Source organism: Ruegeria sediminis, assembly GCF_005938215.1.
Lineage (GTDB): Bacteria > Pseudomonadota > Alphaproteobacteria > Rhodobacterales > Rhodobacteraceae > Ruegeria > Ruegeria sediminis.
In genome coordinates this window covers 209,888-225,131 of record NZ_VCPD01000004.1, presented here as the reverse complement: position 1 = coordinate 225,131, position 15,244 = coordinate 209,888, and the positions used below count along the sequence as shown (strand labels likewise).

At 65.3% G+C, this 15,244-nt stretch carries 15 protein-coding genes; 13 read left to right on the top strand and 2 right to left on the bottom strand.

Annotated features, from left to right (window positions below):
* Window positions 1–419: 419 nt before the first annotated feature.
* The gene (gene hpaR / locus FGK63_RS12600) at window positions 420–854 is read right to left on the bottom strand and encodes a homoprotocatechuate degradation operon regulator HpaR (RefSeq protein ID WP_138842749.1); all 435 of its coding nucleotides are present in this window, start codon (window positions 852–854) and stop codon (window positions 420–422) included.
* A 101-nt stretch (window positions 855–955) separates the two neighbouring features.
* On the opposite strand from hpaR, the gene FGK63_RS12595 reads away from it, so the two are divergent.
* From FGK63_RS12595 to FGK63_RS12540, 12 genes are all read left to right on the top strand, one after another.
* Window positions 956–1,351 carry a 5-carboxymethyl-2-hydroxymuconate Delta-isomerase gene (locus FGK63_RS12595; protein WP_138842747.1) on the top strand — a complete coding sequence of 132 codons (396 nt, stop codon included), beginning with the start codon at window positions 956–958 and terminating at the stop codon, window positions 1,349–1,351.
* Window positions 1,348–2,859 (top strand): 5-carboxymethyl-2-hydroxymuconate semialdehyde dehydrogenase, encoded by a 1,512-nt coding sequence (gene hpaE, locus FGK63_RS12590; RefSeq protein WP_138842745.1) that lies wholly within the window; start codon window positions 1,348–1,350, stop codon window positions 2,857–2,859. The genes FGK63_RS12595 and hpaE overlap by 4 nt, the downstream gene beginning before the upstream one ends.
* A gap of 58 nt (window positions 2,860–2,917) precedes the next feature.
* A complete protein-coding gene (gene hpaD / locus FGK63_RS12585; RefSeq protein ID WP_138842743.1) occupies window positions 2,918–3,898 on the top strand; it encodes a 3,4-dihydroxyphenylacetate 2,3-dioxygenase in 981 nt (326 codons plus the stop codon).
* 9 nt (window positions 3,899–3,907) lie between these two features.
* Window positions 3,908–5,329, top strand: coding sequence for a pyridoxal phosphate-dependent decarboxylase family protein (locus tag FGK63_RS12580; RefSeq protein ID WP_138842741.1), 1,422 nt, complete (start codon window positions 3,908–3,910; stop codon window positions 5,327–5,329).
* Window positions 5,329–6,183 carry a fumarylacetoacetate hydrolase family protein gene (locus FGK63_RS12575; protein WP_138842739.1) on the top strand — a complete coding sequence of 285 codons (855 nt, stop codon included), beginning with the start codon at window positions 5,329–5,331 and terminating at the stop codon, window positions 6,181–6,183. The genes FGK63_RS12580 and FGK63_RS12575 overlap by 1 nt, the downstream gene beginning before the upstream one ends.
* Entirely contained in the window at window positions 6,180–6,980 is an 801-nt protein-coding gene (gene hpaH, locus FGK63_RS12570) for a 2-oxo-hept-4-ene-1,7-dioate hydratase (protein ID WP_138842737.1), read from the top strand. The genes FGK63_RS12575 and hpaH overlap by 4 nt, the downstream gene beginning before the upstream one ends.
* An 11-nt stretch (window positions 6,981–6,991) precedes the next feature.
* On the top strand, window positions 6,992–7,762 hold the full coding sequence (locus FGK63_RS12565; protein ID WP_138842735.1) for an HpcH/HpaI aldolase family protein: 771 nt from the start codon (window positions 6,992–6,994) through the stop codon (window positions 7,760–7,762).
* 122 nt (window positions 7,763–7,884) lie between these two features.
* Window positions 7,885–9,060 carry a substrate-binding domain-containing protein gene (locus FGK63_RS12560; RefSeq protein ID WP_138842733.1) on the top strand — a complete coding sequence of 392 codons (1,176 nt, stop codon included), beginning with the start codon at window positions 7,885–7,887 and terminating at the stop codon, window positions 9,058–9,060.
* A gap of 73 nt (window positions 9,061–9,133) precedes the next feature.
* Window positions 9,134–9,898: an ABC transporter ATP-binding protein gene (locus tag FGK63_RS12555; protein WP_138842732.1), complete on the top strand. Its 765-nt coding sequence runs from the start codon at window positions 9,134–9,136 to the stop codon at window positions 9,896–9,898.
* Window positions 9,891–10,613: an ABC transporter ATP-binding protein gene (locus FGK63_RS12550; protein WP_138842730.1), complete on the top strand. Its 723-nt coding sequence runs from the start codon at window positions 9,891–9,893 to the stop codon at window positions 10,611–10,613. Before FGK63_RS12555 ends, FGK63_RS12550 begins: the two co-directional genes overlap by 8 nt.
* A 52-nt stretch (window positions 10,614–10,665) precedes the next feature.
* Window positions 10,666–11,697, top strand: coding sequence for a branched-chain amino acid ABC transporter permease (locus FGK63_RS12545; RefSeq protein WP_138842727.1), 1,032 nt, complete (start codon window positions 10,666–10,668; stop codon window positions 11,695–11,697).
* Window positions 11,694–12,749 carry a branched-chain amino acid ABC transporter permease gene (locus FGK63_RS12540; RefSeq protein ID WP_138842725.1) on the top strand — a complete coding sequence of 352 codons (1,056 nt, stop codon included), beginning with the start codon at window positions 11,694–11,696 and terminating at the stop codon, window positions 12,747–12,749. Before FGK63_RS12545 ends, FGK63_RS12540 begins: the two co-directional genes overlap by 4 nt.
* 4 nt (window positions 12,750–12,753) lie before the next feature.
* Here FGK63_RS12540 and FGK63_RS12535 read toward each other — a convergent pair whose 3' ends face one another.
* Window positions 12,754–13,911, bottom strand: a complete 1,158-nt coding sequence (locus FGK63_RS12535) for a DUF3095 domain-containing protein (protein ID WP_138842723.1) — start codon at window positions 13,909–13,911, stop codon at window positions 12,754–12,756.
* 141 nt (window positions 13,912–14,052) lie between these two features.
* Between FGK63_RS12535 and FGK63_RS12530 the strand changes: the two genes are divergently transcribed.
* The gene (locus FGK63_RS12530) at window positions 14,053–15,225 is read left to right on the top strand and encodes an MFS transporter (RefSeq protein ID WP_138842721.1); all 1,173 of its coding nucleotides are present in this window, start codon (window positions 14,053–14,055) and stop codon (window positions 15,223–15,225) included.
* Window positions 15,226–15,244: the final 19 nt, after the last annotated feature.

Genomic DNA, 15,244 nt, shown 5'->3' with positions numbered 1-15,244 from the left:
ATGTTGCGATTCCGGGGGGCTGAATCATGGCCCCTTCACTTCTTTTACGCACCTGCATCCGTCGGAATTTCCGGCGCCACAAAGGTTAACGAAAGGGAAGGTATTGAACACAGCGGGACAAAGGGGCATCAAAATTCGAACGCTTCAGGGCGCGTCATTCAGAGAGCCGACCCCCTGGTTTCTCTGGAACAACACGGGTCACATTTTTGACCTCTAATGCGCCTTGATGCTTGGGCCGGACCGTCGCGCAAGTCCAAGACGAAGCCGGTCGCCGGTCAGGCGAACACTTGATATCAGGCCTGGCCACCCCGCCGGAGGGAACCCCCTCCTCTCCGGCGGGGACTTGCAAACCTCAACACGATTTGGCTTTGAAACCCGTCGGGCCATCCGCAACTGAACCCCGAGCGGCGAACCCGGTGTCAGTTGTCCATGTCGTTCAATTCGTTCAGCAGGTCCAGCAGGGCCTCGTACCGCTCCGGCCCAAGATGCGCCCGGATCCGCTCGGCAGCCTGAATGCTGGCCGTCAGGTTGTTCCGGATGATCTTCAGGCCGTCGTCGGTGATGCGGATGATCTGCTTGCGGCGGTCATCGGGATCCGGCTGCCGGTCGATCAGCCCCTTTTCACCAAGCTTCTGCAGGATGCGCGTCAGGCTCGGCAAGAGCAGGCAGGCGCGATGGGCGATCCGGGTCGGATCCTGCGGCCCTTCTTCCTGAAGCACCCGCAAAACCCGCCATTGCTGTTCGGTGATGTCAACATCGGCAAGCATCGTCCGGATCGGCCCCATGACGCTTTCACGGGCGCGCAGCAGCGCGATTGGCAAGGATCGGGAGGTGAGCGGCAAGTCGCTGGGCATAGAGAATCTTTGCCGAATTCGTCCTGCGCTGCAACTGGGGATTGAAGTCGCGGTTGACAGAATCAGAAAAATACTTCACATGTTAATTAAAGGGGGAAACCATGCCGCACATCATCGTGGATTACTCCGCGAACATGGAGCAGCGCACGGACCTGGCCGGTCTGTGCGAGGCGTTGAGGCAAGCGGCGATCGAAACCGGCGTCTTTCCCGTCGCGGGCATCCGGGTGCGCGCGATGCGTGCGGATCATGCAGCGATCGGGGATGGCGGTCCGCAACACGGATATGTCGACATTACGGTGCGGCTTCGCGGCGGGCGCGATCTGGCGACGCGCAAGGCGGCGGCAGCGCGTATTTTTGCCGCGGCCGAGGGTTTCCTGGCCCCGGCGATGCGCGAGCATTCCGTCGCATTGTCGATGGAAATGCGAGACATCGACCCGGAGCTTTCCCCCAAGACCGGCACCATCAGCGAGCATCTGAAAGGGGCGGACCGGAAATGACCGAACTTGACGCCAACATCAGGAAGTTGGACGCCCATCTCGCGCGCTTCCGCACCGACGGGATCAGGAACCTTATCGGCGGCGCGTCGGTCCCCTCGGCTTCGGGGGCGACGTTCGAAACCCGTTCGCCGGTCGATGAAAGCCCGATCTGCACGGTTGCGCGCAGCGGTCCCGAGGATGTGGACACAGCCGCCGAAGCGGCGAAAACGGGCTTCCCCGCCTGGCGCGACATGCCCGCCCCGGAGCGCAAGCAAATCCTGCACCGGATCGCCGATCTGATCGTCGAGCGCGCCGAGGAAATCGCGCTGTGCGAATGCTGGGATACCGGGCAGGCGTTGCGCTTCATGTCCAAGGCCGCGTTGCGTGGGGCCGAGAATTTCCGCTTTTTCGCCGACCGTGCCCCCGCTGCGCGGGACGGTCAGAACTTGCCGTCACGCACGCTGATGAACGTCACCACGCGCGTCCCGATCGGGCCGGTCGGCGTGATCACGCCGTGGAACACGCCCTTCATGCTGAGCACATGGAAGATCGCGCCCGCGCTAGCGGCGGGCTGTACGGTGGTCCACAAACCGGCCGAATTTTCACCGCTGACCGCCCGGATCCTGGCAGAGATCGCGCATGAGGCCGGCCTGCCCGATGGCGTCTGGAACCTGGTCAACGGCTTCGGCGAGGATGCGGGCAAGCGCCTGACCGAGCACCCGGACATCAAGGCCATCGCCTTCGTCGGTGAAAGCAGGACCGGTTCGATGATCATGAAACAAGGCGCCGACACGCTGAAACGGGTGCATTTCGAACTGGGCGGCAAGAACCCGGTCGTGGTCTTCGACGACGCCGATCTCGACCGCGCGCTCGATGCGGTAATCTTCATGATCTATTCGCTGAACGGCGAACGCTGCACCTCGTCCTCGCGCCTGCTGATCCAGGACTCGGTAGCCGACGCCTTTCTGGCCAGGCTGACCGACCGGGTTAACCGCATCCGCGTCGGCCATCCGTTGGATCCCGAGACCGAGATCGGCCCCCTGATCCACCAGGTTCATTTCGACAAGGTGACCTCGTTTTTTGAAACCGCCCGGGAAGAAGGCGCGATCATCGCAGCAGGTGGCACACGGGTCGGCGACAAGGGATGGTTCGTGCGGCCGACGCTGTTCACAAACGCGACCAACGGCATGACCATCGCGCAGGAGGAAATATTTGGCCCCGTGTTGACCGCGATCCGGTTCCAGAACGAAGATGAGGCTCTGAAACTGGCGAATGATAGCCGATACGGCCTGACCGGTTATGTCTGGACCAACGACCTGACACGGGCGTTGCGCTTCACCGAAGCACTTGAAGCGGGCATGATCTGGGTGAACAGCGAAAACGTCCGCCACCTGCCGACTCCGTTCGGCGGCGTCAAAGCCAGCGGCATCGGGAGGGATGGCGGCGACTGGTCGTTCGAGTTCTACATGGAGCAGAAACATATCGGTTTCGCCACCGGTCAGCACAGGATCTTGCGCCTCGGCGTCTGAAACTCTGGGAAACGCGCACCGTGCCGGCTTCACCCGGCATAGCAAGGAGATCGAACAAATGCCCGTTCCGGCCCCCAATCTCTACCCGCCTTTCAACATCGTGCGGCTCAGCCATGTTGAATACAGCGTGACGGACCTGGGGGCCTCGCGCGCCTTTTACGTCGACACGCTGGGCCTGCAGGTCACCCACGAGGACGACGCGCGCATCTACCTGCGCGCGATGGAGGAACGCGGTCATCATTGCGTGGTGCTGGAGCAGGCCGACAAGGCCGAAGTCGGGGTGCTGGGTTTCAAGCTGTACGATGAGCCGGATCTCGACAAGGCGGCGGGGTTCTTTGCCTTGCGCGGCCTGCCGACCGAATGGGTCGAACGCCCGCATATGGGGCGTACGCTGCGGGTCCGCGATCCCTGGGGCATCCCTCTGGAATTCTATGTCAAGATGGAGCGGCTGGAGCCGATCCACCAGAAATACAGGCTCTACAAAGGGGCAAAGCCGCTGAGGATCGACCATTTCAACATGTTCTCGGCGGACGTGGACAGCGCAGTCGCATTCTACAACGAGATCGGATTCCGGGTGACCGAATACACCGAGGATGACGTCAGCGGCAAAATCTGGGCCGCATGGATGCATCGCAAGGGCGGTGTGCATGACGTGGCCTTCACGAACGGCCACGGGCCCCGGCTGCACCACACGGCCTTCTGGGTGCCGAATCCGCTCAACATCATCGACCTGCTCGACCTGATGTCGACCACCGGCTATGTCGGCAATATCGAAAGAGGGCCGGGCCGGCACGGCATTTCCAACGCCTTCTTCCTTTACGTACGGGACCCCGACGGGCACCGGATCGAGATCTATTGTTCGGACTATCAGACCGTCGATCCCGATCTTGAGCCGATCAAGTGGTCCCTCACCGACCCTCAGCGTCAGACACTTTGGGGCGCGCCTGCACCGCGCAGCTGGTTCGAAGAAGGCTCGACCTTCGACGGGATCAAGCCGGTGCCGAGTGCGCTGACCGCTCAGCCCATCATCGCGCCGTAGGAGATCTGGATGGACTGGAACGAATTTACCGACTGGGGCCACAAGGTTACCGACTGGGCGCGGGACTATCATCAGACCGTCGGGGACAGGCCCGTCCGGGCGCAGACCGAGCCGGGCGAGGTGCTGACCGCCCTTCCTGACGCGCCGCCCGAGACGCCGGAAGCGATGGAAGACATCTTTCGGGACTTCGAAGAGATCGTGATGCCCGGGATCACCCACTGGCAACATCCCCGTTTCTTCGCCTATTTCAACTCAAACGCCTCGGCCCCTTCGGTTCTGGCCGAGTTCCTGGCCAGCGCCATCGCGCCGCAATGCATGTTGTGGCAGACCTCGCCGGCGGCGACCGAGATGGAAACCCGGATGACGGACTGGCTGCGGCAGGCGCTGGACCTGCCCCGGGACTTTGCGGGCGTCATTCAGGATTCGGCCTCGTCGGCGACGCTGGCCGCGGTGCTGACCATGCGGGAAAAGGCGCTGGGCTGGCAGGGCAACCAGCAGGGGCTGTTCGGGCAGAGACCGTTGCGCGTCTATTGTTCGTCCGAGGTGCACACCTCGATCGACCGGGCAATCTGGATTGCGGGCATCGGGCAGCAGAACCTGGTCCGCGTACCGATCCGCGGTGACTGGCGGGGGATGGATCCGGTGGCACTGGAAAAGGCGATTCAGGCTGATTTAGAGTCTGGTTTTCAACCCGCAGGGGTGATCCTGAGCGTTGGCGGAACGGGTACGGGCGCCACCGATCCCATCGACCAGTGCCTGGAGGTTGCCGCGAAACACGAGCTTTACACCCACGTGGACGCCGCATGGGCCGGGTCCGCGATGATCTGCCCCGAGTATCGCCACTACTGGCAGGGCATCGAGCGCGCCGACAGCATCGTCTTCAACCCGCACAAATGGCTTGGGGTGCAGTTCGATTGCTCGGCGCATTTCCTGAAGAACCCGGATGACTTGGTCAAGACGCTGGCGATCAGTCCGGAATTCCTGAAAACCCACGGCAAGGACGGGATCATCAACTATTCCGAATGGTCGGTGCCGCTGGGCCGCCGGTTCCGCGCGCTGAAGCTGTGGTTCGTGATCCGCACCTACGGGCTGGAGGGATTGCGCCAACGTATGCGCAATCACATCAGTTGGTCGCTGGCGCTGCATGACCGGCTGGCGGCCGAGCCGGATTTCGAAATCGTCACGCCGCCGATGTGGTCGCTCTGGACCTTCCGTTTTGTACCACCTTCCGAGGGCGGATCTTATGACTTGGACACCCTGAATTTGCGGCTGGTCAACGCCATCAACGACGACGGCCGCATCTACCTGACGCAGACGCGGGTGGATGGCGATCTGGCGATCCGTTTTCAGGCCGGGCAGTTCGAGACCACCGAGGCGGACGTGATGATGGCCTTCGACGTCATCACCGGAATCGCGCGGGGGCTGGCCTGATGCGGTTCGCCACCTTCAGCGCGGACGGGCGCACGTATTACGGTGTCGCGACCGACGCGGGCATGATCGCGCTCTCGCCCGATTTCCCCGACTGGCCGACGCTGCGCGAGGTGATCGAGGCGGACGGGCTGCACGATCTGGCCCTGGCCGCCAAGGGCAAGGCGGTCACGCATCCCGATGGCGGCTTCCGGTATGAAATCCCGATCCCCGCGCCGGAAAAGATCATCTGTGTCGGGGTGAACTTTCCCGACCGCAATGTGGAATACAGGGACGGGCAGGATGCGCCGCCGAACATGTCGCTGTTCATCCGCTTTCCGCGCTCGTTCACCGGGGCGGGGCAACCGCTGATCCGGCCGCCGGAAACGCCGCAACTGGACTACGAAGGCGAGATCGCCGTGGTCATCGGCAAGGGCGGCCGCCGCATTTCGCAGGATCGGGCCTATGACCACATCGCGGCGCTGACGCTTTGCAACGACGGCACGCTGCGCGACTGGGTGCGCCATGCGAAATTCAACGTCACGCAGGGCAAGAACTGGGACCGGTCCGGGGCGATCGGGCCTTGGTTAGTGCCGTTTCTTGCGCCGGCGCAACTTGATGACATCCGGCTGACGACAAGGGTGAACGGAGAGTTGCGGCAGGACGACCGCACCAGCCGGATGCTGTTCCCGATCCGGCGGCAAATCGAATACATCTCGACCTTCACGACGCTGGTGCCCGGGGACATCATCATCACCGGAACGCCAACCGGGGCCGGGGCAAGGTTCGATCCGCCGCGGTTCCTGAAGCCCGGCGACGTGGTCGAGATCGAGGCCGAAGGCATCGGCAGGCTGGTGAACACGGTGGAGGACGAATGACCCCGGCGCAGCATCAGGAAGCGGCTGAGGTCCTGTTCCTGGCCGAGAAGACGGGCGTTCAATGCGGGCTGCTCAGCCTGCGGCATCCCGGCATGACGCTGGATGACGCCTACGCCGTGCAGAAGCGGTTTGTGGCGGCGAAACTGGCCGAAGGGCGGCGCAAGGTCGGCTGGAAGATCGGGCTGACCAGCCGGGCGATGCAGGACGCGCTGGGCATCGACACGCCGGACAGCGGCGTGTTGCTGGACGACATGCTGTTCGAAAATGGCGGCACCGTAGCGGCGGGCCGGTTCATCCAGCCGCGGGTGGAGGCCGAGATCGCCTTTGTCATGAAGGCGCCGCTGGCCGGGGCGGCGTGCACGCGCGAGGACGTGCTGGCGGCGACCGGCCATGTCTGCCCGTCGCTGGAGATCCTGGACACCCGCATCCTGCGCGCCGATCCGGCGACGGGTCAGGCCCGCATCGTCACCGACACGATCAGCGACAACGCCGCCAATGCGGGCGTGGTGCTGGGGGCGGAACGTCACGCGGCGGATGCGCAGGACCTGCGCTGGGTCGGCGCCATCGTCAGCCGCGACGGCACGGTCGAGGAAACCGGGCTGGGCGCCGGCGTCCTGAACGACCCGGTCATATCGGTCCAGTGGCTGGCGCGGCGCATGGCCGAGTATGGACAGGTCATCGAAGCCGGGGATATCGTCCTGTCGGGTTCGTTCATCCGCCCCATCGAGGCCCCGCCGGGGTCCGCGTTCCACGCCGATTTCGGGCCGTTCGGTACGGTCGACATCGCTTTCGCCTGAGAGGTTCCGCCATGCCTGCCCCCGTCAACACGTTCAAACAGGCTCTGATACGGGGCGATCGGCTGATCGGCTGCTGGCTGAGCTTTGCCGAGGCCAGCGTCGCCGAAGTCATGGGCACGGCCGGATTCGACTGGCTGGTGATCGATGGCGAACACGCGCCCAACGACATCCGGTCGATCCGGGACCAGTTGAGGGCGCTGGCGGCCAGCCCGTCGCATCCGGTGGTGCGGGTTCCCGTGGGCGAGACCTGGCTGATCAAGATGGTGCTCGACGCCGGCGCGCAGACGGTCATCGTGCCGATCGTGGAAAGCGCGGAGCAGGCGCGCGAACTTGTCCGCGCCTGCCGGTACCCGCCGGAGGGCGCGCGGGGCGTCGGGGCCTCTGCGACGCGGGCGACCATGTTCGGATCGGTCGGCGACTACATCCAGACCGCCGACGCCGAGATCTGCCTGCTGGTGCAGGTGGAAAACCGGGCCGGGATCGCGGCCCTGGACGAGATTCTTCAGGTCGAGGGTATCGACGGTGTGTTCATCGGGCCGGCGGATCTGTCCACGGATATGGGATTTCAGGGCAACAGCGCCGCGCCGGAAGTCCGCGCGGTGATCGCCGATGCGCTTGCCCGCATCAGGGCGGCCGGCAAGGCGCCGGGCATCCTCGGCACCAACGAGGAGGCGACGCAGGCCTACCTGGACATGGGCGCGCAATTCCTGGCGGTGGGGATCGACGTGATGCTGCTGACGCAGACCGCACGGGCGCTGTCGGCGCATTGGAAGGCGAAATGAGGCAGGGCCGTAAGGGAATACGTATTTCCGCATAATTGACCGTTGCGCCTCCTCCACCTTAGCCTGCTCACATTCAAATATTGCAGCGCCGAAACCGTGGCGCACCATCGGGGAGGATAAACGTGAAACGCATTCTGTGCGCAGGAATGGTGTCGGCGCTGGCGCTGGCATCCGCAGCCGCCGCCGACATCAAGATCGCCCATGTCTACGGCAAGACCGGCCCGTTCGAGGCTTATGCCAAGCAGTCCCATGACGGGCTGATGCTGGGGCTGGAATACGCCACCGGCGGCACCATGGAGATCGACGGCGAAAAGATCGTCGTGATCGAGAAGGACACGCAGCTGAAGCCGGAAAACGGCAAGGCGCTGCTGGAAGAGGCCTATGGCGACGACGAGGTGGACCTGGCCGTCGGACCCGTCAGCTCGGGCGTGGCGCTGGCGATGCTGCCGGTGGCGCAGGAGTATGAAAAGCTGCTGATCGTGGAACCGGCGGTGGCGGATTCGATCACCGGCGAGAACTGGAACCGCTACATCTTCCGCACCGGGCGGAACTCGTCCCAGGACGCGGTGGCGAACGCCATTGCGCTGGCGGGCGAGAACGTCCACATCGCGACGCTGGCGCAGGATTATGCCTTTGGCCGCGACGGCATCGCCGCGTTCAAGGAGGCGCTGGAAGGCGCCGGGTCGGGCATCGTGCACGAGGAATACGTGCCGACCGACACCACCGACTTCACCGCCGCCGCCGAGCGCATCTTCAACGCGATGAAGGATCTGGACGGCGAGAAGCGGCTGTTCATCATCTGGGCCGGCGGCGGCAACCCGATGGGCAAGATCAACGCCATGGATCCGGGCCGCTTCGGCATCGAGATCGCGACCGGGGGCAACATCCTGGCGGCGATGAGCGCCTACAAGGACTTCCCGGGCATGGAAGGGGCGACCTATTACTACTATGAAATCCCGAAGAACCCGGTGAACGACTGGCTGGTGAAGGAGCATCAGGAACGGTTCGGCACGCCGCCGGATTTCTTCACCGCGGGCGGCATGGCGGCCGGCATCGCGATCGTCGAGGCGATCAAGAAGGCGGGCGGCACCGATACCGAGGCCCTGATCACCGCGATGGAGGGCATGGAATGGGAGACGCCGAAGGGCACCATGAAGTTCCGCCCCGAGGATCACCAGGCGCTGCAGTCCATGTATCACTTCAAGATCAAGATCGATGATGGCGTCGAGTGGGCCATCCCCGAGCTTGTCCGCGAACTGACGATCGAAGATCTGCCGATCCCGGTCCGCAACCAGTAATCCCTGTGACCTTGTCCGGTCCGGAGACCTTCGGGCTCCGGGCCGGTCCTTTGTCGAAAGAAGACCTCAGCCCATGACACCTCCCATTCTAGCCACCGAGGACCTGACCGTCCGGTTCGGCGGTCATGTCGCCGTGGATGCGGTGACCTGCGCGTTCCGGGCCGGAGAGCTGACGGCCATCGTCGGGCCCAACGGCGCGGGCAAGACCACCTATTTCAACCTGATATCGGGCCAGATCCCGGCATCGGCGGGGCGGGTTCTGCTGCGCGGCCGGAACATCTCGGGGCAGTCGGTGTCGCACCGCACCCGCGCCGGGATCGGGCGGGCGTTCCAGCTGACCAACCTGTTTCCGAATCTGAGCGTGCTGGAAAACGTGCGGCTGGTTGTGCAGGCCAAGGCGGGGCAGGGGTTCAACCTGCTGTCCATGGCCAGCCGCCACGCGGAACTGACCGACGCTGCCGAGGGCATCCTGGCCCGGGTGCGGCTGCTGGACAATCGCGACCAGGTGGTCTCGGAACTGTCCCACGGCAACCAGCGCAAGCTGGAGGTGGCGCTGCTGATCGCGCTGGATCCGGACGTCTACATGTTCGACGAACCGACCGCCGGCATGAGCGTGGACGAGGCGCCCGTGGTGCTGGAACTGATCGCCGCGCTGAAGGAGCAGAAGGACCGCACGGTTCTGCTGGTCGAGCACAAGATGGACGTGATCCGCACCCTGGCCGATCGCATCATCGTGCTGCACAACGGCGCGCTGGCCGCGGATGGACCGCCGGCCGAAGTCATGGCCTCGGACGTGGTGCAGGAGGCCTACATGGGCCGGGAGCTGGAAGATGTCTGATCCCATTCTCAGGCTCGAGGGTGTCTATACCAACATCGCCCAGTATCACATCCTGCAGGGCGTGGACCTGGAGGTACCGCGCGGCGCGGTGACGATGCTGCTGGGGCGCAACGGCGTCGGCAAGACCACGACGCTGCGCACCATCATCGGCCACTGGCGCGCGCATCAGGGCCGCATCCTGCTGGATGGCGAGGACATCAGCCGGATGCCGACCCCGGCGATCGCGCGGGCTGGCGTCGGATTCGTGCCCGAGGAAATGGGCATCTTCGCCGACCTGACCGTCGAGGAGAACATGATCCTTGCGGCCGTGTCCGGCCCGATCGACCCGGCGCGGCTGGATTGGGTGTTCTCGATCTTCCCGCCGCTCAAGACGTTCTGGAAATCCGAGGCCGGCAACCTGTCGGGCGGACAGAAGCAGATGCTGTCGATCGCGCGGGCGATGGTCGAGGAACGGCGGCTCTACCTGATCGACGAGCCAACAAAGGGGCTGGCGCCGGCGATCATCTCGACCATGGCGCGGGCCCTGAAGGAGCTGAAGGAGCAGGGCGCGTCGATCCTGCTGGTCGAACAGAATTTCTCGGTCGCGAGGGCCCTGGGGGACGGCGCCAACGTGATGGATGACGGGCGGATGATCTGGTCCGGGCAGATGGCCGAACTGTCCACCGACGCGGCCCTGCAGGAGCGGCTGATGGGTCTGAGCATGGAGGCGCATTGAGGCAGATGGTCGAGTTGCAGAAAACGAAAACAAAAACGCAGGGAGGCCGCGCATGAGTGTCGCGCCTGAACATGCGCCCAAGATGGCGCAAGCCTCGTTCGCGCATCGGCTGGGACCGTGGATGCCGGTGCTGCTGATCCCGGTGCTGATCGTCCTGGGGTTTCTTGCGATCCCCAGTTCGACCTCGTGGCTGACGCTGACCGTTTCGGGCCTGGCGATGGGGATGATGATCTTCATCATGGCCTCGGGTCTGACGCTGGTGTTCGGCCTGATGGACGTGATCAATTTCGGCCACGGGGCCTTCGTGTCGGTCGGCGCCTTCGTCGGCGTGTCGGTCCTGCTGGTGCTGGGGCAGATGACCTCGGCGCCGTCGCTGGCGCTGAACCTCGCGGCGCTGATGGTGGCGGTGTTCGGGGCGATGGCGGCGACGGGGCTGATGGGCTGGGCCTTCGAGAAGGTGATCGTCGAGCCGGTCTACGGCCATCACCTGAAACAGATCCTGGTGACCATGGGCGGGCTGATCGTGGTCGAGCAGCTGATCATCGTGCTGTGGGGGCCCGAGGAGATCTATATCGCCCGTCCCGAAGCCCTGAAGGGGGCGGTGACCTTCGCGGGGGCCGCGCTCGAGAAATACCGGCTGGTTGCGGTGGCCATCGGGCTGGTGGTGTTTCTGGCGATGCGCTGGGTGCTGCGGCGCACCAAGATCGGGCTGATCGTGCGCGCCGGCGTCGAGAACGGCGAGATGGTGCAGGCGCTGGGCTACCGGCTGCGGCTGGTCTTTGTCGGCGTGTTCATCGCCGGATCCGCGCTGGCGGGGCTTGGCGGGGTGATGTGGGGTCTCTACCAGGAGGTCATCACGGCGCATATGGGCAACCAGGCGATGATCCTGATCTTCATCGTGGTGATCATCGGCGGGCTCGGCAGCGTCGAGGGCTGCTTCATCGGCGCGCTGCTGGTCGGGCTGATGCAGAACTACGTCGCCTTTCTGGAGCCGAAAGTGGCGCTGATTTCCAATATCGGCCTGATGGTCGCGATCCTGATGTGGCGCCCGATGGGCATGATCCCGGTGGTGAAGGCGAAATGATGAAAGCGGTTCTTTCGGGCGACATGCCCCGGTCGGTTCCCCTGACGTTGATCCTCGGCGTCATCCTGGTGTGCCTTGCGCTGGCCCCGTTCCTGTTTCCCGGCGTCCGCACCGTGGACACGGCGGCGCGCATCTGCATCTTCGTGGTGCTGGTGGCGAGCTATGACCTGCTTCTGGGCTATGGCGGAATCGTCAGCTTTGCGCATACCATGTTCTTCGGCATCGGCGCCTACGGGGTGGCGCTGGCCTCGACGCATATGGGGCGCGGCTTTGACGCGCTGCTGGTCGGTTCGGTGGCCGGGGCCGGGGTGGCGGCGGCGCTGGCGCTGGTGATCGGGCTGTTCTCGTTGCGGGTGCGGGCGATCTTCTTCGCGATGATCACCCTGGCGGTCGCCTCGGCGGTGGCGGTGCTGGTCAGCCAGCTGTCCGGCCTGACCGGGGGCGAGGACGGGCTGACCTTTCAGACGCCGCGCGCGCTGGGCCCGGCATTCAAGTTCGGGGACGAGCTGTTCGGGGTCAAGCTGAACGGCAAGCTGCTGGCCTATTACCTGATCTTCCTGGGCAGCCTGATCCTGTTCCTGCTGATGCTGCGGGTGGTGAATTCGCCGTTCGGGCGGGTGCTGCAGGCGATCCGCGAGAACGATTTCCGCGCCGAGGCCATCGGTTACCGGGTGGTGCATTACCGGGTCGCCGCGACCTGCCTTTCGGCGGCGGTGGCGGCGCTGGCCGGCAGTCTTTATGCCATCTGGCTGCGTTATGTGGGGCCGGACACGGCCCTGTCGATGGAGATCATGATCGACATCCTTCTGATGGTGGTGATCGGCGGCATGGGCACGATGTACGGCGCGGTGATCGGCGCGACGCTGCTGGTGATCGCGCAGAACTACCTGCAGAACCTGATGGGCGTGGCCTCGGGCGTCGTCGACGGGCTTCCGGTGCTGCCGGAACTGCTCAGCGCGGACCGCTGGCTGCTGTGGCTGGGGGTGCTGTTCATCCTGTCGGTCTATTTCTTCCCGACCGGGGTGGTGGGCCGGCTGCGCGCCAGGAAATAGCGCGTCACGCGCGGATTTCCTGCCCCTTCATGGCGGCCGCGGCCCGCGCGTAGCCGCCTGACGCGCCGTCGACGAAATGGACGTGGTCGTCCTGCGTCGCCGACGGCACGAAGCAGGTCATCATCGCCTCGGTCTGGGCATGGATGCCGAACCGGATCTTGCCGCGGGACTGCGCCTCGTCCAGCAGCTGCCGGATCCGCGCCAGCGTCGGTCCGTCGCAATCCAGCGTCATTTTCAGCCCGTCGTCGAACTTGCGGAAATCGGCATTGGCGCTGACCGTGCGCCGGTAATGCTCGGGGTCGAACGAGCCCAGCCTCATGCCGGTCCTGAACAGGATCCAGATCAGCAGGTTCTGCCCCAGCAAAAGCAGTTTTCGCAGGGCCAGATTGCCGCCCTCGCGCGACACGTGCGCGTCGAGGGCGAGACCGGGCGGCGGCCATCGCATCGGCGGCCCGGCAGGGGGCACGGGGTGTCCACCGCGCGCGAGCCCCTCGGACACTACCACCAGGCGCTGGGCGAGGTCGGCGAAATCGCGTTCGGTCGCCCGTTCGGTGGGCTGGACCACAAGCGACACGATCTCGCCGTTCAGGGCCCGGCTGTTGGACCAGCGGCAGGACAGGCCGGTCAGGTCGGGCTGCGCGCCGGGGTCCGCGGGCGAAACCGCGTAGTCGCCCGCCTTCATCCGCGCCTCGGCCCAGGCCAGGCCGCCGCCCGAGAACATCGCGTAATCGACGCCGTCCGAGGTCGCGTAGCGCGCGACGCGCACGTCCCGGCCTGCCGCGCGGATGTCCGCCACGGGGATCAGCGAGGCGCGCAGCGAGATCGCGAACTCCTCCTCGGCCCAGCGCCGCATCGCCGCCAGAACCTCGCGGCTGCGGGCCGCATCGGCGCCGGGAACCGCGAAGGACGCCCCGTCGCCGCCGAACACGAAGGGAAAGACCTGTCCGCCCAGGGCGTTGATCATGGCCGAGATCACCGCAGCGCCGACCATGTTCACGGTCTTGTAGCGGCCCCGTTCGATCTCGCCGGTCGAATCGACGATGTCGGCGGCGCCGACGACCCAGTCGCCGGGAACCGGCTGGAACCGCTCGGGATCCGCCAGCTGCGAGAATTCCCGCAGGGGCGCAAGCTGCGCGTAAAACGGATCGTGCCTGTCGAACATCGCCCCCCCCTCGCCCGGTTTCGGGCAAACATAGCCCAAGCGCCGGTCACTTCATCCGGTTGCAACATATCACACGCGCTTGTGCATGAAGGCCAGACATGCCAACCATGCCGGCAACGGCGTCCGGCAGAGCGAGGGAACATGCAGGCGGGATTGGTGGTATTGTGTCTGGCCTATGTCCTCAGCCAATTCTTCCGGGCTTTTCTGGCAGTTCTGACCGCCGATCTCGGCCGCGACATCGGCGCGTCGCCCGAGGATCTGGCCTTTGCCTCGGGGCTCTGGTTCATGACCTTCGCGCTGATGCAGATTCCCGTCGGCTGGTCGCTGGACAAGATCGGGCCGCGGCGCACGGCGGCGGTTCTGTTGCTGATCGGCGGCGGAGGCGGCGCGGGGCTGTTCGCGGTGGCGACCGCGCCGGTCCACGTAAGCCTCGCCATGGTCCTGATCGGTGTCGGCTGTTCGCCGGTGCTGATGGCGTCCTATTTCATTTTCGCCCGCGAGTTTCCGCCCGCGAAATTCGCGACCCTTGCGGCGGTGATGCTCGGCATGGGGTCGGTCGGCAACCTCGTGGCGTCCTACCCGACGGCGCTGGCGGTCGAGCTGGTGGGCTGGCGGGCGACGCTGGCCGGGCTGGCGCTGATTTCCGCCGCAGTGGCGGTGGGGATCTGGGCCAGCGTCCAGGATCCCAAGCGGGTCGAGACCGACGCCAAGGGCTCGCTTCTGGACCTGCTGAAGGAGCCGGCGCTTTGGGCGATCCTGCCGCTGATGCTGGTGGCCTATGCGCCTTCGGCCGCGCTGCGGGGGCTCTGGGCCGGGCCGTATCTGCGCGACGTCTTCGGTCTGAGCACGACGCAGATCGGGCAGGCGACGCTGGTCATGGGGGCGGCGATGATCGCCGGGACCTTCGTCTACGGGCCGCTGGACCGGCTGTTGCGCACCCGCAAGTGGGTCATCCTGGGCGGCAACGTCCTGGGGGTCGGCGCCCTGGCGCTGTTGTGCCTGTGGATCGACCGCGCCGTCTGGAGTTCGGTCTTTCTGCTGGCGGCGGTCGGTTTCCTGGGCGCGACCTTTCCGGTCATCATGGCGCATGGCCGCGCCTTCATCCCGGCGCATCTGGTCGGGCGCGGCGTGACGCTGCTGAACCTGTTCGGCATCGGCGGGGTGGGGATCATGCAATTCGTCACCGGCCGGATCCACGCGGGAACGGTTGATCTGGGCCCTACCGCGCCCTACACCGCGATCTTCGGGTTCTTCGCGGTCGCGCTTGCCGCCGGCTGCGCGATTTACGTGTTCAGCCGCGACAGCATAGACTGAGCGCGGCCGTCCAGCCCGG

Bases quoted from the DNA above. Each gene is read 5' to 3' on its own strand.
- hpaR (WP_138842749.1), bottom strand. From the start codon at position 854: ATGCCCAGCGACTTGCCGCTCACCTCCCGATCCTTGCCAATCGCGCTG.
- FGK63_RS12595 (WP_138842747.1), top strand. From the start codon at position 956: ATGCCGCACATCATCGTGGATTACTCCGCGAACATGGAGCAGCGCACG.
- hpaE (WP_138842745.1), top strand. From the start codon at position 1,348: ATGACCGAACTTGACGCCAACATCAGGAAGTTGGACGCCCATCTCGCG.
- hpaD (WP_138842743.1), top strand. From the start codon at position 2,918: ATGCCCGTTCCGGCCCCCAATCTCTACCCGCCTTTCAACATCGTGCGG.
- FGK63_RS12580 (WP_138842741.1), top strand. From the start codon at position 3,908: ATGGACTGGAACGAATTTACCGACTGGGGCCACAAGGTTACCGACTGG.
- FGK63_RS12575 (WP_138842739.1), top strand. From the start codon at position 5,329: ATGCGGTTCGCCACCTTCAGCGCGGACGGGCGCACGTATTACGGTGTC.
- hpaH (WP_138842737.1), top strand. From the start codon at position 6,180: ATGACCCCGGCGCAGCATCAGGAAGCGGCTGAGGTCCTGTTCCTGGCC.
- FGK63_RS12565 (WP_138842735.1), top strand. From the start codon at position 6,992: ATGCCTGCCCCCGTCAACACGTTCAAACAGGCTCTGATACGGGGCGAT.
- FGK63_RS12555 (WP_138842732.1), top strand. From the start codon at position 9,134: ATGACACCTCCCATTCTAGCCACCGAGGACCTGACCGTCCGGTTCGGC.
- FGK63_RS12550 (WP_138842730.1), top strand. From the start codon at position 9,891: ATGTCTGATCCCATTCTCAGGCTCGAGGGTGTCTATACCAACATCGCC.
- FGK63_RS12545 (WP_138842727.1), top strand. From the start codon at position 10,666: ATGAGTGTCGCGCCTGAACATGCGCCCAAGATGGCGCAAGCCTCGTTC.
- FGK63_RS12540 (WP_138842725.1), top strand. From the start codon at position 11,694: ATGATGAAAGCGGTTCTTTCGGGCGACATGCCCCGGTCGGTTCCCCTG.
- FGK63_RS12535 (WP_138842723.1), bottom strand. From the start codon at position 13,911: ATGTTCGACAGGCACGATCCGTTTTACGCGCAGCTTGCGCCCCTGCGG.
- FGK63_RS12530 (WP_138842721.1), top strand. From the start codon at position 14,053: ATGCAGGCGGGATTGGTGGTATTGTGTCTGGCCTATGTCCTCAGCCAA.